Consider the following 19,901-nt stretch of genomic DNA (forward strand, 5'->3'; position numbering starts at 1 on the left):
CAACTAATACTAGTTGTTTTTTTGGATACCGTGGACAAGCCAAGGTATGACAACAAAAAAGTTTAGATTTCCGCCGTTGCTGGAATGACATAGGAGCTGTGCAACAAATCCTCAACGCTATTTAAAGGGAGCGTATACTGCTTCTTTCTCTGTTTCTATAATCGCTTCTTTAGGAGCTTTTATACATTCTCGTAAAGATTTTTTCCCTAAATACGGTGCTAGATTATAATTTAATATATAACATTGTAAATTATCTTTCTTACCGCTAAAGTTAAATTCAATTTTATTTCCTTGCTCCAATAGCTTTTTAATCTCTGTCGTTTGCTGGATAAAATTCTTTTGTTCTAAGTTTAAGTGCTTGATTCTTAATATATTTTTTACTACGGAAAACGTAGAAACAGCAAGAAGGAAAAGAAATATAAATAACTCTTTATTACTTTGCTTATTTAAGAAAACACTATTTTTAATATATGCAGCTGCAATCATTCCGATACCGATAACATAGCATCCTAGATATCTAAGTAACGATGCTCCTCTAATTGCCTCCTCATAACTAAAGTTAAAGAAATATAAATATAACCGCCACAAAGCAAAAATTATAAAACACGCAAACGTACTTATCAGAAAAAATTTATATTCTTTCAACAAATCAGGTTTATATTTACGAATTCCGTACCATGCAGCTATACAAATAGTATATACAACTAAACTTCCTTCTTTTACTAAGAATAACAAGAGAAATTTACCGTAATTTAGTAATAATGATCTATGCTGTTCATTAAAATTTTCAGCAATATATACTAAATTGCTAAAACTATGTTCGCCTCTGTCAAAAAAATCATGAGTATTTTTAAAATAACTCATCCAAATAAAATTACACAAAATCGGTAAGGTAAGTAGAATTAGATATATAATGTAATCACTTGATTTTTTATGTTTTTTATAAAAAATTGTATAATGAGCTATAAGAATTACTGAAGCAAAACTAGCAAACCATGTTCCAATTTCTCGGAAAGAGGCAAGTAATATCGTAATAGGTAAAATAAGCAATAATGCTTTTTTCTTGTCTTCCTCAAGGATATAAATTGCAAAAATAGCTCCGAACATTAAGCCAATAGTACTATCGTTATATATTGAGCGAATTCCGGTCGTATATAATACTACACTACAAAGTAAAAGTGTGAACAACACACCGGTTTGCCACAATTTCTTATTTGCGGCTAAAGGAGATAGAAATGCTAAATGTAATAAGAAATGAGCAAATAATACGTTACCGTCCGAATAACCTGAAAGTAACAGCATAAAATAATGATAAACAGCAGCTCCTCTTGGATAATGGGCATGAGTAGTAATAATGGAGGTTAACGAAGACTGATTCTCAAAAACACCGAAATATAGCAATTCTTTAGTAAATATCCCCCAATGTGAGAAATCATCATAAGCATGCAGCAATGCATTTCTGGTATAAAGAAAAAACAAAAGAATCAATAAAGTAAATACAATAATTGCAATTATATTTTTTCTAGATTCCTGCTTCCGCAGGAATGACATGAAGGAGGTATTATTGCGTAGATCAAGAAATGCGTGCGGTGTCATACCGTGGCTTGACCACAGTATCCAAAAATATAACTTAAAAATACTAAACATTTTTAATTGGATCCCGCGATCAAGTTGCGGGATGACAGGAACGGAGCCAACCCCTGCAACAACGCCTATGAAATGCAGGAATGACATGAAAGCTAAAAATATACCGATGAAATAACTTACATATGTTGCAGCCGGTAATAGCTTTAACATAGCAAAACAATATAAAACCGGTACTAATATGCTGATTGTTACAGGAATAACGAAAGTCAATTTGGTTTTAAAATATTTGGCAAAAAAAGACGAAAACCCAAAAATGCTTAATATCGGTATTATGATCATATTAACTTGTAAATAATTTTTCCGTCATTGCGAGGAAAAATTGAAAATTTTGACGAAGCAATCTCAGGATATTTGACAAGATTGCCACGCGGTCTTCGACCGCTCGCAATGACGGGGTAGTGTCTCCTCGCAATGATTATATATTATCACCCATGTTTAATTTTAGCTTGTGCTGCGGCAATTCTTGCTATAGGGATTCGGTATGGAGAGCAAGAAACATAGTTTAAATTCATTCTGTAAAAAAATTCTATAGAGCTAGGGTTTCCTGCATGCTCCCCGCAAGCTCCGAGTTTCAAATTAGCATTACTGCTTTTTCCTCGTTTTATAGCAATTTCAATTAATTCTCCTACACCTTCTTCATCTAGAGTAGTAAATGGATCGGATTCAAAAATCTTCTCTTCTAAATAATATGGAAGGAAGGAAGCAATATCATCTCTAGAAATTCCGTAGGTAGTCTGAGTTAAATCATTAGTACCAAAACTAAAATAGTCAACTTCCTTAGCTATTTTCTTACTGCCGAGTGCTGCCCTTGGTAGTTCTATCATAGTACCGAGCGTAAAGGAAAATTTATATCTATAACGTTGCTCTAATTCCTCTATTACCTCATAAATATCCATTTTAAGCTTTTTTATTTCACCTACATTGCTAATTAAAGGAATCATTAGTTCTAAGTTACATTCTATATGTTCTTTTTTATGTAGCTCAAAAATAGCTGTAAAAATTGCTTCAATTTGCATTTGGTAAATTTCCGGCGAACATATACCAAGTCTACATCCACGGTGACCGAGCATAGGATTTACTTCATGCATAGCATGAAGACGTTGATTAATCATGGATAAAGGTAGATTTAAGCTATTTGCCAAATTCTTTTTATCTTCTTCGGTGGTAGGTAAAAACTCATGCAACGGCGGATCAAGTAATCTAATATTTACTGGTTTATCTTTCATTACTCTGAATAAAGCTTTAAAATCCTCAGTTTGCATAGGTAATAATTTCTGCACGGCAAGCTTTCTCCGTTCTATATCAGGAGCAATAATCATTTCCCTTACTAAAGGAATTTTATTTTTATCAAAAAACATATGTTCGCTACGACACAAACCTATACCTTGAGCTCCAAACTTTATAGATACTAAAGCATCGTTAACCGTTTCGGCATTTGCACGAACTTTTAAGCTACTAATCTCGTCTGCCCAATCTAAAATTAATCTTGATTCCTCACTGAAAGTAGGTTGAATTAACGGCATTTCACCTAAGAAGATTTTACCACTACCTCCGTCAATCGTTATAATATCACCTTGTTTAATAACTATGTCGCCTGCTGTTAATATTTGCTTTTTCTCATCTATAGATAAATTACTTGTGCCGCAAACACAAGGCTTTCCCATACCTCTTGCCACAACTGCGGCATGTGAAGTCATTCCTCCTCTAATAGTTAAAATACCTGAAGAAACATGCATTCCGTTAATATCCTCGGGACTAGTATCATGGCGTACTAAAATTACTTTATGATGATGAGATAATTTTTCGGCATCATAAGGTGAGAATACTGCAATACCTGTTGCAGCCCCAGGAGAAGCAGGTAGCCCCTCGGCAATAGAAGTAAGCCCCTTACTGTAATCAATTCTTGTATGTAATAATTGATTTAATGATTCCGGATCAATTCGCATTAAGGCTTGTTCTTTAGAAATAAGCTTTTCTTCTACCATTTGTACGGCAATATTAATAGCAGCGATGGCTGTTCTTTTGGCGGTACGTGTTTGCAAGATATATAGCTTATTATTTTCTATAGTGAATTCTATATCCTGCATATCTAAGTAATGTTCTTCAAGCTTTTTCGCAATTTGTGATAACTCCTTAAACACTTCCGGCATCATTGCTTGCATAGAATTTGAATCATTTGCAATAATAGGCATAGGTGTTCTAGTTCCCGATACTATGTCTTCACCTTGAGCATTTATTAAAAACTCTCCAAAGAGTTTTTTTTCTCCTGTAGAAGGTGATCTAGTAAAAGCAACTCCCGTAGCTGAAGTTTTACCTAAATTACCGAAAACCATTGCTTGAATATTAATAGCCGTACCGAAATCCTCCAAAATATTATTGATTTTTCTATATATAACCGCTCTATTACTCATCCAAGAATGTAGCACCACTTTAATTGCCGATTCTAACTGTTCATAAGGATCATTAATTAATTGGTTAGTATACTTAATATGCAACCGTTTGAAATCATCAATAATTTTTTCTAATAATTCTACGGTAATATCGCTATCTTTATAAATATCGGCTTGAATCTTATGCTTTTCGTAAATTTGTTCAAATAGATCACTAGGTATAGATAATACCGTTGAACCGTACATTTCTAAAAATCTTTTGTAACTATCAAGAGCAAATCGTTTATCACCGCAGGAATCCGCAAGAGCATTACACACTTCGTTATTCATTCCAAGATTAAGGATAGTATCCATCATTCCAGGCATTGAAATCGTAGAGCCCGAACGCACCGATAATAACAAAGGATTGTTTGTACTACCGAAAATTTTACCGGTAGTTATTTCAAGTTCGATGATAGCTTTTTTTAAGTCGCTTTGAAAATTTTTAGGAAAGTTATTATTGTGGGTATAAAAGTAATTACATAGCTCTGTAGTTATTGTAAAACCATCAGGAATAGGTAGTTTTAGGTTAGACATTTCAGCAAGACCGGCACCTTTGTTACCAAGTATATTCTTCATGCTAGCGTTTCCATCACTACCATTACTGCCAAAATAATAAATTAATTTTTTCATATCATATATCAAAATTTGCTAACAATTTATGTGTTTAGAAGCATTAAATACATGTTTATACAGTATGAAAAAAATAGTAGCAATGTTAAATTAAGAATATCTTTAATAAAATAGTTGAAATTTTAAATTTGTTATTATACTTAATAATTTAATTATATTCTGTGTACAAAAGTCAAATTTTCAAAAAAAAATCTTATTAATTTTCGCTAAAAAATATCTCAAAATAGCAAATCAATTAGAAACCTTCACAGAACCTAATAAGTTAATTGAACTTCTTCTAAATGTTATTGACTAATTTAAGAAAATTGACCATAATTCTAAACGGTCGTGCAGTTGCGTGATGATATAGCAAAGCTATAGATCACGAGGAAAGTCCGGACTCTATAGAGGTATGGTGCCGGTTAACTTCCGGCAGAGTATTATTACTTTAGGGAAAGTACCACAGAAAATATACCGCCGAATATGAATATTTCGACACAACTTCAAATTTTGAAGTTCTATCTTAGTATTTTCGGTAAGGGTGAAAAGGTAAGGTAAGAGCGTACCGGTAAGTTGGTAACAAATTACGCATGGTAAACCCCACCAAGAGCAAGATCAAATAGGCGTTACAGAACTTGTCAAGTTCCCGGGTTATCTCTAACCGGCTTGTAATGCGGGTAGATCGCTTGAGGTAAACGGCAACGTTTATCCTAGATAAATAACTGCAATGAATTTCTATTCATACAGAATCCGGCTTATAGACCTTAGTGTCATCCCGTGGCCCTTATGTCATTCCTGCTTTTGCAGGAATGACATACGAAGTGTTTGTACAATATAGGACAAGACCACGAGATGACACCGAACTTATTAAGACATAATTTAATGAAAAAGTTATATCATTATCCTATTTGTTCTCTTTCAAGACAAGCCCGTGTCTTCTTAAAAGAATTAGATATAGAATTTACTACGATTAAAGAAGATTATTGGCAATTCAATAAAGATTTCTTAAAAATAAATCCTGCCGGAACATTGCCTATTTTAGAAGAATCATACGGCTTATTTGTGGTAGGTATTTATCCTTTTGTTGAATATCTTAATAGCAAATATCCGAATTTTAATTTTTTAGATGAAGATATTGATATTTGCTGTGAAATTCGGAGATTATTTTTTTGGTTTAACGATAAATTTTATCGTGAAGTTACTAAGATTATTATCGATGAAAAAGTTATAAGATCAATTGCTAAAATGAGCAGCCCACGAACCGAGTTTTTACGTGCTGCAAAAAATAATTTAAATTATCATTTAGAATATATAACTTCTTTACTAGAAAAAAGAAGTTATCTTGTATCGGATTCTTTAACTATTGCCGATATTGCCGCAAGTTGTCATTTATCGGTACTCGATTATTTCGGTGAGATTTATTGGGATAAATGGACGCTTATCAAACATTGGTATTCACTAATTAAATCAAGACCCGCTTTTAGGTTATTACTACAAGATAGAATCCCGGGCTTTACCCCTCCGAACTATTATACAGATTTAGATTTTTGAATAGACTTCTTCGGAAACTCTACTTCTAGAGGTAATTTGTGCGTCAATCCGCTGCTCGCATCCTCTCACGTACTTCTATGTACGCTGTGGTGCTGTGCTGCGTGTTTCCTACAAATTCCTCTCTATAAGCGAGTTTCCGAAGAAGTCTAATATATAATTTAATAATTTGATTCTTTCCGTATCATAAGCTTTTAGTATTTTACGAATATTATTAAGAGATTGATTTTTTATGAGTGCAGGCTCATATTCAAGATGAACTCCACTTAAAATAGCTTTCCCATCACCGTAAGTACATTTTATTATTGTAGGTTTATTATCTTCATAACTTGCTATTATTTCAGTATCTTTAGTATTTTCTGTATCAACAAAATATCCACCGCCATTATAAAAAGCATAACAACCCTTAATATTTAAATTAAGTGTTGGATTTATTTTTAGATAAGTGGCTCTTGTTCCTTTATGTGAGTTGTAATAATAAGGAGCAAGCAGTGGTCCTCCCATTGAAAATCTTTAATTCTCTTTCACCTATAACCTCTATATTTGTTCCTTTAGCGAATTCTACATAGTTACCACTATAGTAACTGCCTGCACATATCCCAAGAAAATTACCGCCATTTTTTAAATAATTTTTTATATTAGCATTTCCTTTACCTTGCAATTTTTGTACATAGTATAAATCTCTTTCACCAAGTAAAATAAGTAATAAGGTGTTTTGAACCCACTTTTTGCCTATAATTTCTTGTGCAGTAATATAATCTACGTTATACTTTGGAGCATAAAGTCTTAAGGTATGCACGCAATGCTTAATACTTTCTTTTGAAACTCCTAGATCATTATAAATTTTTATTTTCATTTTTATATTCTTGACAAGGACATTATATAATTCTATTTAGTGTAATTACTTAAAAATAAATTATGAGGCAATTTTATGCAACTTAATTCAATCTCACTACCGTTAACCAAAAGGCAAGCAATAGAAATAGTTTTAGGAGTGGCATTACTTACTATTTGTTCACAAATAGTAATACCTATGAAGCCTATATTTATTTCATTGCAAACCGTTGCAGTGATGTTCATCGGACTTACATATAATAAGACTACTGCACCTTTAACTATACTATCTTACATAACTCTTGGAGCAATGGGAATCCCTGTGTTTGGAGAGTTTTCAAGCGGGTTACGAATATTATTCGATCCCACCGCAGGATATCTAGCGGGTTTTTTAATTGCCGTATATATTATGGCTAGCTTAAAAGATAAAATTTTTACTTCTAATAAATGGTTAAATCAGATATCTTTATGTTTAATCGGTAATATAATTATTATGAGTTTTGGCTGGATGTGGCTTTCTAAACTCTTAGGACCAAGCGGTGCATTTTACGGTGGTGTATTACCTTTTATAATACCGGGAATAATTAAATCAGTATTATTAATTGGACTGATTAATGTAGTAAAACAAAAAACTCGAGGAACTTCAAAATTTGACTATTTCAGCGTCATGCCATGGCTTTGACCACGGCATCCAGAAAAATAATAAAAATACTAATAATTATTAGTATTTTTTAACTAGACCCTGTGGACAAGCCACGGGGTGACAGAGGTGGAACTGATTATATTATTAAAGCAAAAAAAACAGTAACAAATGCTAATGCCGCATTTTCCGGTGCCGACCTGGAAAAATAATATTAAATATGATCTTGAAAATGTATCAAGGCTTTTAAAAGCCTTAGGTAATCCTCATTTAAGGCTTCCTCCCGTCATACATATAGCAGGTACAAACGGTAAAGGTTCAAGTACCGCTATGCTTAAAAGCATCTTTATGCTTGCCGGTTATAAGGTACATTGCTATACATCTCCTCATTTATTAGAATTTAATGAACGAATCGTAGTAGCAGGTGAGAAAATCTTGGATAATGAATTATGGCAGGTTTGTGAGCAGGTGAGGGTAGCAAGCGAAAAATTTAATATCGAACCTAGCTTCTTTGAAGGTACTACGGCAGCAGCATTTCTAGCATTTGAGAAAACAAAAGCTGATATGTTAATTTTAGAAACGGGACTTGGCGGACGAGTAGACGCAACAAATATAGTAGAACGACCGTTAATTACTTTAATTACACCTATTTCATATGATCATATGAATACGCTGGGTAATACATTACCCCTAATAGCAATTGAAAAAGCTGGTATTATGAAGTCTTGCGTTCATTGCGTTATAAGTATGCAAGCTTTGGAAGTTTATGAAACATTATTTGCAAAGGCTGAAGAGTTAGAAGTACCGAGTTTCTGTTATGAATATGATTTCAGTATTAAAAAGACGGACAACGGATTTATTTATTCATCACGCAATTTTAGTTATGAGTTTCCGACTCCTTCGCTACTTGGTGATCATCAATTAATAAATGCTGCAAGCGTTATTGCTTTAATAAGTTTGATAAATAAACAATTTAATATCAGCAACGAAATTATCTCTAAAGGACTGCAAAATACTATTTGGAGAGCTAGAATCGAAAAAATAGAACCGAAAAAATATTCTAAATTAATAGGTGATAATGTTCAAATTTGGGTAGACGCAGCTCATAATAATAGCGGAGCTCAAGTTTTGGCAAATTGGATTCGTGATAATTTAAAATCATCGATATATTTAATACTCGGTATGACTAAAAATAGGAATATCGAGCAATTTTGCTCCTACTTTAAGGGTTTGACAATTAAAGGTTACGGTGTTAAAGTTTTATCCGAACCACTAAGCCATAGTGCAGAAACAATAAATTTGGAAGGCAGAAAGAGCGGTATTGATTTTGGCGAAAGTGACTCACTCGAAGAAGCGATTAGTGATATAAAGAAGATAAACGGCGATAATAAAGCAAATATTATAATAACCGGATCGCTTTATTTAGCTTCCGATTTTTATAAGTTACTATGATGTCATTCCTGCGTGGATACTAAATCGTCATTGCGAGCGACTGCAGGCCTTGTTGTGTGGATCAGTTTTTCCGGTGTCATCCCGCGACTTGATCGCGGGATCCAGTTTAAAATACTAAATATTTTAGTATTTTAAGTTGTTTTTCTGGATACCGTGGTCAAGCCACGGGATGACACCCAGTGCTTTTTTCGATCCATGCAACAAAGCCAATTGTTCCTCGCAATGATGTATTGATTCTCGCTATAAATATATAAAAACCAACATAGGAGAAAATAAATTATGACCTATTGCAACAAATCTAATCAAACCTCATATCCTTTTATCTTACCTGATTTACCTTATGAGAAAGAAAGTTTTAAACTACATTTTACTCCCGAGACTTTTGATTATCATCATGGTAAACATCATAATGCTTATGTACAAAATCTAAACAATTTACTCAAAGATAAAGAAGAATTACAAAAAAAAGATTTAGAAGAAATAATAAAATGGTCCTCTCAAAACTCAAATGCAGCTATTTTTAATAACGCAGCCCAAATATGGAATCATACCTTTTTTTGGCATTCAATAAAGCCACAGGGCGGAGGTAAGCCAAGCGGTAAAATATTAGAACAAATTAATAAAGATTTCGGTAGTTTTGAAGGATTTTGTGAGCAGTTTAAGCAAGAGGCAGTAGGGCAGTTCGGTAGCGGCTGGGCATGGCTTGTATATTACGATAATAGGTTACAAATTATAAAAACCACTAATGCCGGTACACCTATAGCAAACGGTATGAAGCCGCTTCTCGCATGTGATGTATGGGAACATGCTTATTATATTGATTATCGTAATAAACGACCTGATTATGTTGACATATTTATTAAGCATATGATTAACTGGCAGTTTGTAGAAGATAACCTAATTAAGTAAAATTATGAATTTAGAGGATATTAAAAAGGCTCAAGAAACTCCCATCGAATATATAGCTTTTAGTGGAGGGGGAGCTAAGGGAGCAATATATTCCGGAGCTTATGAGGCAGCAAAAAAAGCCGGTATTTTGGATAATGTCAAGGCGGTAGCCGGTTCTTCCGCCGGTGCTATAACTGCAACAGTGGTAGCTCTTGGGACACCGCCTGAGCGATTTGAAGAAATTTCTAAAAATACAAATTTACAAACATTGCTTGGAAAAAAAGGATTTTCTGCGGGTATAGTACAGTTAAATAAAGACGGTAAACCTTTATATGATCTATTAGAACTTGTTATTAAGGAAAATATAGGAAATTTTTTACAGAGATCAGATATAGTAAATGTTAAAGATGATAAAGCTCTTGATGAATTAAGAGGAAGATACAACCAAAAAGACGGTAAAATATATTTTAAAGACATAGCGTTACTCCGAAAATACGATCCCGTACAGTATAAGGATTTAGTAATTACGGCAACTCAGCAAGAGACAAGCGAACTAACTATTTTCAATAGCTTTGATACGCCAAATGTTGAAATTGCTTTAGCTTGCCGTGCTTCTGCTTCTATACCGCTTGTTTTTGATCCGGTAGAAATTGACGGTAAAAAATATGTCGACGGCGGATATAGAGATAATATACCGACAAAATATTTTAAAGGCAATGAACCGGAATTTGACATAAAAGAAGTAACTGATAATATGGAGGAGATTACCTTAGCTAAAAAGCAAGGTAGAACTCTGGCTATGGCTTTTGGTACGGGTATGGAAGCTGATGCAAATATTGCTATATATAGTGCAAAAAAATTTGAAAGTCCAAGTGATATCGTAAAGTTTTTAGCTGATGTATTATTTAAGACGCTTGCAAAAGTAGGAGGAAAATTTAAATATACTGAAACTCTAAGAGAAACTAATGAGCAGTTACGTGAAAATGCTTTAAACACCGTTGTTTTAGATACTGCCGGAATAGATACTTTGGATTTCAAAGATGCACAGAAATATTCTGATTATTTGCATATTAAAGGATATTGTCAAACTAGAGAACATTTGAATAATCATAACCTTGGCAAAGAAGCAGATAAAACATTTGACCATCAAAAATTTCTACTAAATGTTTATGAAGTTTATGATAATAAAAATCTACATAAAACATTTGGAACTAAATTATTAGAAATGTTTATTCCGTCAAAAGAAAATAATACTTCTAAATGGCAAGAAGGAGTTATTGAAAATCATGATGATAAAGCAAAAATGTTATTATCATTTTGTAAAACCGGAGCATTAAACGAAAAAGAATTAAATGAAAAGCTTAAAGAATATGTAATTATTGCTGCAACTAGTCGTAATAATACACTAAAAGCCGATACAAACTCATTGAAAGCTTTGCTGCATACCTTAAACGATCCTGCTGCTTCAAGTAAAATAAAAGATAGTTTCATTGAGGTACTTGGAATAGATAAAAATAAAGATGTACGATTTGATAAAACTAAAACCTTTGATGAAAATATTGCTAAGTTTAAATTTACTAAACAAGATTTAGAAAGCTTTATAACTAAAAGTAAAAGCGAAGCACCAAAGATTCAAAGCAAACATAACGTAGCTACAAGTCATGTAAGTAGGGGGCGAGTTAGGTGGTGTCTACTGTCACCCCGTGGCTTGACCACGGTATCCAGAAAAACAATTTAAAACGCTAATAATTTTAACTGGGCCCCGTGGTCAAGCCACGGGGTGACAATGGAAAAATGAACATCGGTAAATTTAAACTAATTGTTTTTGACAAGCTAGACAGTACAAGCTCTGAGGCTATGAGAATTGCTCAGAATGCTAAAGTTGATTCAAACTATGCAATACTTGCCAAATCTCAAACTAGCGGACGTGGTAGAAACGGCAAAAACTGGCAGTCTAGGTCAGATAACTTACATGTAAGTTTACTAATAAAGCCTGATAAAGAGCTAGAATTATTACCGCAATTATCTTTTGTTACGGCACTTGCCGTTTATGAGAGTATAGAATTGTTGACTATGTCATCTAGTAGTTTGACCACGGTATCCAGTAAATCAACAACCAATGATGCTGCAAGTTATTTTTTGGATCCCGTGGTCAAGCCACGGGATGACAGTGTACAACTAAAATGGCCCAATGATGTATTAATTAACGGTCGGAAAATTGCCGGTATACTTCTTGAATCTGTTAAAGTAGAAAATAATTATTACCTTATTATCGGTATCGGTATTAATATCACCTATCACCCTGATAATATCGACCAGCCTACTACTAGCTTAATAGGCGAAAATCTACCGTCTATAGAACCACAAGCTTTACTTAAGATATTAATAGAGAATTTTGAAAAATATTATCAAATTTGGTATAATAACGGTTTTCCTTTTATTAGAGAAAAATGGTTAGAACATGCTTACAAGTTATATGAAAATATTAGCGTTAAATATCAAAATTATATAGTAACCGGTTTTTTTAAAGATATTGATAGTACCGGCAGAATAATATTGCAACTACCTTCCAAAAAAATAATCTCTTTTTCCACTGCCGAACTTGTCTTGTAGCAAAAATATTACTAAATTTAAATTGTAGATTTAATTTTTGTTAACTTCTACTTAAGCTCTAATTTAACAAGGTAATAAATATATGCCCCAAGAGAACAGCAATCCAAGTTATACGTCTCAAGCATTTTTAACAAATGCATATAAGCAATTAAACGAATTTAAAAAACTTTCTTCTAATAACTTCGTACATTAATGCAAGATTTTATAAAATTGAAAAAGCTTTTAAATGTGCCTTATTTACCGGTAATAATAACGCATGTGAAGGTTTAGTAGAATTATATGACGAAATAATAAAAAAATGCATGATTATGAACTTCAAAATATAAATATAACCCAATTTAGAGATATTATGAGTCGGAAGAGAACTTAAAAATGAAAAATGTATAAATACTTCCTTATTGTCATTAGATATTAATGAAAAATTTTTTAACCAAGTGTTGTTGCTCACGTAAAAGCTATTAAAATATGTCAAAAGCAAAATAGTGAAGATCCTTTCGTAATTAATGAGGATGACATTATTGACAATTTTAATCTCACTCTTGATAGCCTCTGTATATCTTATATCTATAACAATAGACTATTCAGAGCTTGTATCCTCAATAACCATACATGAAGATGAGGTTAAAATAATAACCTCAGATAATTCGTGTAATATATTATAGGGATATGGATTATGAAACAAACTCCTATTTCAGCTCAAAAATTTATACAACTAACTCCTGAATATTTATATGAAAAAGGTAAAAAATCTTATAAAGATGCTTTACTGGAAGAAGAGATTTCTAAGCAACAAGAAAAATTTGTAGATACCATATTATATTTTCAAGGTGCTATGTTTTTAGGAAGTAATGATGCTTGTGCATATTTATCAGAATTTTATAAAAATGGAAATCACCTTGGAATCAATAATGAACAACTAAGTAATTTAATAAAAATTGTAATTAATATAGGAAAATTTTTACATCATAGCAAGTTAACAAATTCTGTATGTTTAAAAGATTTTGGGATATCTGATTACTCTGAACTTAAAGAGCTAGCTATAATAGAAAATGGATATATGAATGCAGTACAGGGAGAATGGAGTAAAATTCCTATTCCTGAATACTTAATTCTTTCTAATTTAAAATCAATTATAACAGATTTTAATAGCACTTTACCCACTGAGTACCATTTAATTACCGATGAAAGTATTTTTGAATGTAAAGAAGCAATAAACGAATTTGCCGTATTGGGTAGCAATAACGATAAGCATATAATTCAAAAACCCCAAGAAATGGAAGAAATAATAAAGCCTACTAACGCCCAATCTCAACCTATAACTCCAGAACCAATAGAAGAATATAGAGAATATGTTAAGAATGATGATTACGGGCTAACAGGTGCAACAAACTGCACCATATCTTGAAAAAAATAAAAGGGATAAAAATAATGATGAAAAATGAAACTAGAAAAACCGAAAATACATTACTTACTTCTTTAGAAATATTACAAGAAGCATTAAAATACTATTCTGAGAATATTACAATGCCTCTTACCAACTCAGGAAAAAGTTTATCAGAAATAACAGAAAATAACCGAGATGTTATAATTGAAATATACCAAAAATTAAAAGCAGCTCTTTTTTGCGGTCAAGAAAATGCAGCGTGGTATTTAGCTCAGTTTTATTATAATGGCTGGTTAGTTAAAGAAAATTATACTGAAGGAGATTTTTTTCTCGAAATAGGAAAAAAACTTAAGTCTAAGAGATGTGATAATACTTCTTATAAAAGCGTTAATCTTTTACCGAAAGAGCTTGAAATTTTGACTACAAAATGTGCTAAAGTTATTGCAAGCTCTAAATCAAAATATCAATCAGCAATAACCGTTACAATAAAAGAAGAAGCCAAAAAACTTGAAGAAGTACCTTTAATAGGCACGAAATCTACTGATGATAGTAAATGTTTAATGTCTTAAATATTTTCTCTATGTTTAGTTTTTTCGTCATTGTGAGGAAATCGCATAGCAATTGACGAAGCAATCTCAGGATATTTTGATGAGATTACCACGCAGCCTATGGCTGCTCGCAATGACGATTTAATGCCTCACAGTAATAACATAATAGAATTCCTCCCCACCTCTTAGTGCTAGCATTTTTTTCAGTTATATTATCTTTAGCTTTTTAAAATCAAAAGGTAATAAATATATGAAAAAATAATCTACAGCAATCAAACTTTCAACAATATGGAAATAAAATCCGTAACCGATAATGAGGTAGTAATTATCGGCTATGCGAGTGTTTATAATATTGCCGATCATCATAACGATTTAATTTCTAAAGGGGCTTTTGCAAATGCTTCTCACCATAACGTAAAATTTCTTTGGCAACATGACAGTAAAAAACCTATCGGGATTATTACTCATTTGGCTGAAGATGATCACGGTTTAAAATGGAAGCGGTGATAAATAACAAAGTCAAAGCAGGAATAGAGGCGATAGAGCTAATAAAGCAAGGAGCGATAGATGGATTATCTATAGGCTTTTATATAAAAAACTCGGTTTATAATGATGCAAGGCAGAGAGTAATTACCGAAGCAGAGCTTTTAGAGATAAGCATTGTTACTTTTCCCGCTAATCAAAGTGCTAAAATCTTATATATTACTAAAGGACAAGAAATAGAATACCACAATAAAATCAATGAGTTAGAGGAAAAACTATATAATATGCAAAATATTTTAGAAAGACCAAGTAGTGTAAATATAGAAGAACAAAAAACAGCTTTCATTAATTATGCACGTAAAGGTGAAGATACCGGGCTTATGCGAAAGTCATCCCTAAACAATAGTACTGAAGCAGGAGGCGTTTTAATATTACAGACTTTATATAACAGTATCATCGGCAGCGAAGCTAAAGCAACAGCGTATTTTTGTTCATGAGCTATATGCACAGCTGAAAGCTAGCCAAGCACTACTTGATGATGCAACTATCAGAGTTGAAAGCTGGTTAGGCGAAAGATTGCGTGATAGTTTTGTTAAAATGGAAAATAATGCGTTTATAAACGGTGACGGCATAAAAAAACTAAAGGTATTTTATCTCCTGATCATGATAAAATCGAGAAAGTTAAAATGGGTAATAAAATTACCGCCGATGGGCTGCTTGATTTTATAAACTCGCTTAAGGAAGAATATTTAGTGAATGCAACTTTGCTAATGAATCGTATTACTTTATCCGAAGTGCAGAAGCTTAAAGATAATCAAGGGCGTTTTATTTGGCAACAATCTCTATCAGAATCCTTTAAGCAAACTATATTTGGAATACCGGTAGTTTGTAGCTCCGATATGCCTCCTATAGATAAAAAAGCAACGCTATAGCAATAGGGGACTTTAAAACAGGTTATAAAATTAGTAGATAGAAGTGGTATTAATATAATGCGTGATCCTTATACCGAAAAGTCTTTTGTAAAGTTTTATGCCGTAAAAAGAGTAGGAAGTGATGTTGTGAACCCTGAGGCTATTAAAGTTGGAGTGTTTGGTTAAATTGTTACCCCTTGGTTTGACCACGGGGTCCAGTAGTTTTTTTCTTGGATGCCGTGGTCAAACCACGGCATGACATCGGTGGTTAGGTTATGTTCAAAAAAACAATTTTCAAATCATAAAAATATTTCCGCAAGAAGTATGGAGTTTAGAGTAGGTGAAAAATTATATGCGGGTGGGGGCTAGTTATGACGATGATCTAATAGTCGGATTAATTGATGCGGCAATCACAGCAGCAGAGAATTTTACTAAGCTAAATTTTATATCAAAACAAATCAAATTTATTTGTAATACTTCAGGAAAAGAGAAGTTTTCATTAAAATATAACCCCTTACTAACAATAACAAAGATAAAGAAAAAATTTAAAGACCAAGAAAATGATTTAGCGGTAGATAATTATATGATTGATCAAAATATTTTAACTCTAAATAAAGTCTTAAATAATGAAGAGATGTATGATCGTCAAGCTACGAACTGCCTCGGTCTTTCAAAAGAGGTAAAAATTTATATTTGCCTTATAGAAATATACAAATTTAGGAAATATGGCATTCATTTTGATGTCATTCCCACGAACGCGTTGTTGTGTGGACCGGTTTTTCCGTCATTGCGAGAAGAATTACGCAGTAATTCGACGAAGCAATCCAGTTAAAAATTTTGATTTACAGAATTTTTTTATTATTTTTCCTAGGTTCTGTGCACTTTTGATTAATGATTATAATTATGAGATATTTTTAAGCGAAAATTAATAAGATTTGTGAAGGAATAGTTATTCATATTTCAAAAAAATCTGATAATTTGCAGCTAAAAAGAGCCATAATTATGATTATTCTATTAAAAGTACACAGAACCTAGATTGCCACGCTCCTTTTAGTCGCTCGCAATGATGATTTGGTATCAACACAAACAAACCTTATGCAGGAATGACATAACAAATATAACAGCTCAAGGTATCTTATGAATTTTCACGATATACGCATGCCGGAATTTATTGAAAGTTTTGCGGTTGGGAAGCCGGAATTTTCTACTTCTCATGCTATAACTAAATCCGGTAGAGAAGCAAGACATTTAGACCACAACTATGGCTGTCAGAAATATTTAATCAAAAATGCAAAGTTAAGCAGTACAGAATTTGAGCAATTTAATAGCTTTTTTAAAGCAAGACGTGGAAGTAATTTTGCTTTTAGATTTAGGGATTATGCCAATTATAAAGTAATGAACGGAATGAGTGCTAAGGGTGACGACAATTTAAATAAATTTCAGCTAAAGAAGATATATAGCGATCCTATTGCTCCTTACGAACGAGTTATCACTAAACCGGTTAATAATAGTGTAATTCTATATATTAATAATGTAAGAGCTATGGGCATTGTAGATTACAACGATGGTATAGTACCTTACCAATTCCCTTAGGTCAAGATGTAATTTTAACTGCTGATTTTACTTTTGACGTAGCTGTTAGATTTAGTATAGATAGTTTTGAATATTCTTATTGTAATGACGGCTCTATAGAATTATCCAACATAGAATTAGTAGAGGTAGCTATACTCGTTTAATTTGAAAAATTGGCAGCGTTATTTTTTGCTTATAATCCTCACGTATTATATATACGCTGCGGTCATAAGCTTCAAAGTGCCTTGCTCTTTTCCAAATTAAACTTCGTCTATCTGTTTTATTTATCAGGAGTATATATGAGTATTTTATCATCTAGAAGTGATTACAAAGCTTGCGAATTTTGTTTATTATTTTCAAATTAAGCTAGCTAGCGGTGAGGAATTAAACTTAACAAATAGCGATCATGCTATAAAAAGTGAAGAGAGAATTTTTTTGCCGAATTCCGGTTTAGATTTAAAAGAAGCGGCATTTAACGATTCCGCACAAAACCATATAATAATTGAAGGTATTTTTGAGGAAAACGGCATTACGACGACAATGGATTTAAATAATGCTATTGTTAAAATAATAATAGATACTGACAAGGTTTTTGAGCATTTCGTTACATATTATTGTACTTTGTATACAAAATACGATTTAAACTTTTAAATACATTTAAAACCCGAAACGGTAAAATAATAATCAGACTATAATTAATCGATATAGCAAAACATGTAGAGCAGTTTTCAGAGATAGTAAATGTAAAATAGATAAAGCTTTATATAGCGGCATATATAAGGTTAAAGAAATGCTCAAGGAAAGTTTAAGAATACTAGATTTAGATAAAGAAAACAGCTATTATAACGGCAGTCAAATTATATTCGGCAAAAATCGTTTTAGCATTAAAGTTCTAAGCAATTTCGGTGATTTGATTATATTAGAGGATATTATACCGGATTATGCTAAAGATGCCGAGGAAGTAAAAATTACTGCCGGATGTGATAAAAATTTTATGACCTGTTGCAATAAATTTAATAATGCTATAAATTTTAGGGGCGAACCGCTAATACCAAAAAAAGATTTTATAAATTTAGTATAATCAATGAAACAAAGTTTTATAAAACTAGTATATGCAGAGCTAAAGAATATAATAAATATGAAAAGCTCCAAACAACAGCAAAAAAAAGAAACGCAATTAATTGATTATTTTAAAATAGTTGAAAGTAATATATTATATACATTTCAAAAAATAAAAAAGGAATATGAAAGAGACTAAATGTTTTTTTAACAGAAATAATAGATTAAATAAAGGTTATGCTAAGACTTTTAGTGTAAATGAGCCTGATAATAATTTTTACCGTAAAAATTTTGAACATATATTACCGCCAATTGATTTAATCAGTGAGTATGAAAGTATTTATCCCGGTACTTTACAGGAATTAATACATATGGCACAAAAAGAACAAGCTCATAAGCATGCTATAGACCTAAAAAACTTGAAAATACAGGAAAGAGTCGCTAAATTAACACGAATCTGTTTATTAATATTTGGAATTTGCCTTGTAGTTTCAATTTTTTTAAAGCTTTCTAAATAAAATTAAAGATAAAATATTTTATTTACTTGTAATTTTAAATAAAATAAGTTAAATGCAATATATATATATTTATTTATAAACATAATACGGAGAAATTTTATTTCTAAAAATAATTTTCCTAAGGCTAATAGAGAAATCAGAGCTAGAGAAGTTCGTCTAGTAGGCGAAAACGGCGAAATGCACGGCGTCGTAAATATTAGAGAAGCATTAGATATGGCGGAAAGAGCCGGTCTTGACTTAGTCGAGATATCACCGAATGCTGTACCCCCTGTCTGTAAAATTCTAGATTTTGGTAAGTTTAAGTATGAAAGCAAAAAGCGTTTGCATGAAGCACGCAAAAAGCAAAAAATCGTCGTACTTAAAGAGATGAAATTTAAACCTAATATTAGTATAGGTGATTTTGAAACTAAGCTAAGAAAAATAAAAGAATTTTTAAAAGACAGAGATAAAGTAAAAATTTCTTTATGGTTTAAAGGGCGAGAGATTCTTCATAAAGAGGTCGGTCAAGAACTATTTAAACGTATAGAAGTAGGACTCGAAGGACTCGTTAAAATCGATCAGCATGCTAAAATGGAAGGTAAGCAGATGATAATGATAGTTAGCCCTAATATTAAGGTGCAATAGCTACTCAAATCGTCATTGCAAGGAAATTGCATAGCAATTGACGAAGCAATCTCAGGAGTTTGTTATTATTTCATGAGATTGCCACGCAGTCTACGACTGCTCGCAATGACGGGGTGATATCCACGCAACGATACCTCCT

19 protein-coding genes, 1 other RNA gene and 5 pseudogenes are annotated in these 19,901 nt (G+C 32.3%); 21 read left to right on the forward strand and 4 right to left on the reverse strand.

Translation table 11 applies throughout. From position 1 onward, the window contains the following. Positions 1 to 117 precede the first annotated feature (117 nt). Together D6968_RS05100 and ppdK are read right to left on the reverse strand one after the other, a co-directional pair. Positions 118 to 1,926 carry a hypothetical protein gene (locus D6968_RS05100; RefSeq protein ID WP_245969069.1) on the reverse strand — a complete coding sequence of 603 codons (1,809 nt, stop codon included), beginning with the start codon at positions 1,924 to 1,926 and terminating at the stop codon, positions 118 to 120. A gap of 146 nt (positions 1,927 to 2,072) precedes the next feature. Beyond that, positions 2,073 to 4,709 carry a pyruvate, phosphate dikinase gene (ppdK, locus tag D6968_RS02085; protein WP_121543072.1) on the reverse strand — a complete coding sequence of 879 codons (2,637 nt, stop codon included), beginning with the start codon at positions 4,707 to 4,709 and terminating at the stop codon, positions 2,073 to 2,075. A 317-nt stretch (positions 4,710 to 5,026) separates the two neighbouring features. On the opposite strand from ppdK, the gene rnpB reads away from it, so the two are divergent. Together rnpB and D6968_RS02095 are read left to right on the forward strand one after the other, a co-directional pair. Next, positions 5,027 to 5,460, forward strand: an RNA gene (rnpB, locus tag D6968_RS02090) — RNase P RNA component class A. Between the two features lie 110 nt (positions 5,461 to 5,570). After that, positions 5,571 to 6,239 (forward strand): glutathione S-transferase family protein, encoded by a 669-nt coding sequence (locus tag D6968_RS02095; protein WP_121543074.1) that lies wholly within the window; start codon positions 5,571 to 5,573, stop codon positions 6,237 to 6,239. Here D6968_RS02095 and D6968_RS06440 read toward each other — a convergent pair. Together D6968_RS06440 and D6968_RS06620 are read right to left on the reverse strand one after the other, a co-directional pair. After that, positions 6,227 to 6,405, reverse strand: a pseudogene (locus D6968_RS06440) (palindromic element RPE1 domain-containing protein); the annotation flags it as partial. The gene D6968_RS02095 and the pseudogene D6968_RS06440 sit on opposite strands and share 13 nt — an antisense overlap. Continuing rightward, positions 6,348 to 7,092: pseudogene (locus D6968_RS06620) on the reverse strand (BPL-N domain-containing protein). The pseudogenes D6968_RS06440 and D6968_RS06620, both read right to left, overlap by 58 nt. 75 nt (positions 7,093 to 7,167) lie before the next feature. Here D6968_RS06620 and D6968_RS02110 point away from each other — a divergent pair. From D6968_RS02110 to infC, 19 genes and pseudogenes are all read left to right on the forward strand, one after another. Continuing rightward, positions 7,168 to 7,752, forward strand: coding sequence for a biotin transporter BioY (locus D6968_RS02110; RefSeq protein ID WP_121543076.1), 585 nt, complete (start codon positions 7,168 to 7,170; stop codon positions 7,750 to 7,752). Positions 7,753 to 7,881: 129 nt separating this feature from the next. Continuing rightward, positions 7,882 to 9,162: a folylpolyglutamate synthase/dihydrofolate synthase family protein gene (locus D6968_RS02115; protein ID WP_121543078.1), complete on the forward strand. Its 1,281-nt coding sequence runs from the start codon at positions 7,882 to 7,884 to the stop codon at positions 9,160 to 9,162. Between the two features lie 12 nt (positions 9,163 to 9,174). Further along, complete coding sequence (locus D6968_RS06230; RefSeq protein WP_281269439.1) at positions 9,175 to 9,297, forward strand: hypothetical protein; 123 nt, start codon at positions 9,175 to 9,177, stop codon at positions 9,295 to 9,297. A gap of 144 nt (positions 9,298 to 9,441) precedes the next feature. Further along, a complete protein-coding gene (locus D6968_RS02120; RefSeq protein WP_121543080.1) occupies positions 9,442 to 10,071 on the forward strand; it encodes a superoxide dismutase in 630 nt (209 codons plus the stop codon). 4 nt (positions 10,072 to 10,075) lie between these two features. Next, a complete protein-coding gene (locus D6968_RS02125; protein ID WP_121543082.1) occupies positions 10,076 to 11,788 on the forward strand; it encodes a patatin-like phospholipase family protein in 1,713 nt (570 codons plus the stop codon). A gap of 56 nt (positions 11,789 to 11,844) precedes the next feature. After that, positions 11,845 to 12,663, forward strand: coding sequence for a biotin--[acetyl-CoA-carboxylase] ligase (locus D6968_RS02130; RefSeq protein WP_121543084.1), 819 nt, complete (start codon positions 11,845 to 11,847; stop codon positions 12,661 to 12,663). A gap of 673 nt (positions 12,664 to 13,336) precedes the next feature. Next, on the forward strand, positions 13,337 to 14,068 hold the full coding sequence (locus D6968_RS05750) for a hypothetical protein (RefSeq protein WP_245969072.1): 732 nt from the start codon (positions 13,337 to 13,339) through the stop codon (positions 14,066 to 14,068). Next, complete coding sequence (locus D6968_RS02150; RefSeq protein ID WP_121543086.1) at positions 14,065 to 14,616, forward strand: hypothetical protein; 552 nt, start codon at positions 14,065 to 14,067, stop codon at positions 14,614 to 14,616. Before D6968_RS05750 ends, D6968_RS02150 begins: the two co-directional genes overlap by 4 nt. Before the next feature lie 267 nt (positions 14,617 to 14,883). Next, on the forward strand, positions 14,884 to 15,102 hold the full coding sequence (locus tag D6968_RS06235; RefSeq protein WP_121543088.1) for an HK97 family phage prohead protease: 219 nt from the start codon (positions 14,884 to 14,886) through the stop codon (positions 15,100 to 15,102). Next, positions 15,090 to 15,575 (forward strand): HK97 family phage prohead protease, encoded by a 486-nt coding sequence (locus D6968_RS02160; RefSeq protein WP_121543090.1) that lies wholly within the window; start codon positions 15,090 to 15,092, stop codon positions 15,573 to 15,575. The genes D6968_RS06235 and D6968_RS02160 overlap by 13 nt, the downstream gene beginning before the upstream one ends. A 13-nt stretch (positions 15,576 to 15,588) precedes the next feature. Further along, positions 15,589 to 16,175, forward strand: a pseudogene (locus D6968_RS02170) (phage major capsid protein). Between the two features lie 48 nt (positions 16,176 to 16,223). Beyond that, on the forward strand, positions 16,224 to 16,358 hold the full coding sequence (locus D6968_RS06240) for a hypothetical protein (RefSeq protein ID WP_281269434.1): 135 nt from the start codon (positions 16,224 to 16,226) through the stop codon (positions 16,356 to 16,358). Beyond that, positions 16,342 to 16,821 carry a head-tail connector protein gene (locus D6968_RS05105; RefSeq protein WP_245969074.1) on the forward strand — a complete coding sequence of 160 codons (480 nt, stop codon included), beginning with the start codon at positions 16,342 to 16,344 and terminating at the stop codon, positions 16,819 to 16,821. Before D6968_RS06240 ends, D6968_RS05105 begins: the two co-directional genes overlap by 17 nt. A gap of 305 nt (positions 16,822 to 17,126) precedes the next feature. Next, positions 17,127 to 17,725: pseudogene (locus D6968_RS02180) on the forward strand (phage distal tail protein, Rcc01695 family). A gap of 157 nt (positions 17,726 to 17,882) precedes the next feature. Next, positions 17,883 to 18,089 (forward strand): annotated as a pseudogene (locus tag D6968_RS02185) (hypothetical protein); the annotation flags it as partial. A gap of 220 nt (positions 18,090 to 18,309) precedes the next feature. Then, positions 18,310 to 18,642: a phage BR0599 family protein gene (locus D6968_RS02190; RefSeq protein WP_245969104.1), complete on the forward strand. Its 333-nt coding sequence runs from the start codon at positions 18,310 to 18,312 to the stop codon at positions 18,640 to 18,642. A 3-nt stretch (positions 18,643 to 18,645) separates the two neighbouring features. Further along, the gene (locus D6968_RS05110) at positions 18,646 to 18,819 is read left to right on the forward strand and encodes a hypothetical protein (protein ID WP_008580225.1); all 174 of its coding nucleotides are present in this window, start codon (positions 18,646 to 18,648) and stop codon (positions 18,817 to 18,819) included. Further along, a complete protein-coding gene (locus D6968_RS02195; RefSeq protein ID WP_121543096.1) occupies positions 18,806 to 19,138 on the forward strand; it encodes a DUF2335 domain-containing protein in 333 nt (110 codons plus the stop codon). The genes D6968_RS05110 and D6968_RS02195 overlap by 14 nt, the downstream gene beginning before the upstream one ends. A gap of 135 nt (positions 19,139 to 19,273) precedes the next feature. After that, positions 19,274 to 19,762: a translation initiation factor IF-3 gene (gene infC, locus D6968_RS02200; RefSeq protein WP_245969121.1), complete on the forward strand. Its 489-nt coding sequence runs from the start codon at positions 19,274 to 19,276 to the stop codon at positions 19,760 to 19,762. Positions 19,763 to 19,901: the final 139 nt, after the last annotated feature.

It is taken from the genome of Candidatus Rickettsia colombianensi, from assembly GCF_003664375.1.
GTDB classification, from domain to species: domain Bacteria; phylum Pseudomonadota; class Alphaproteobacteria; order Rickettsiales; family Rickettsiaceae; genus Rickettsia; species Rickettsia tamurae.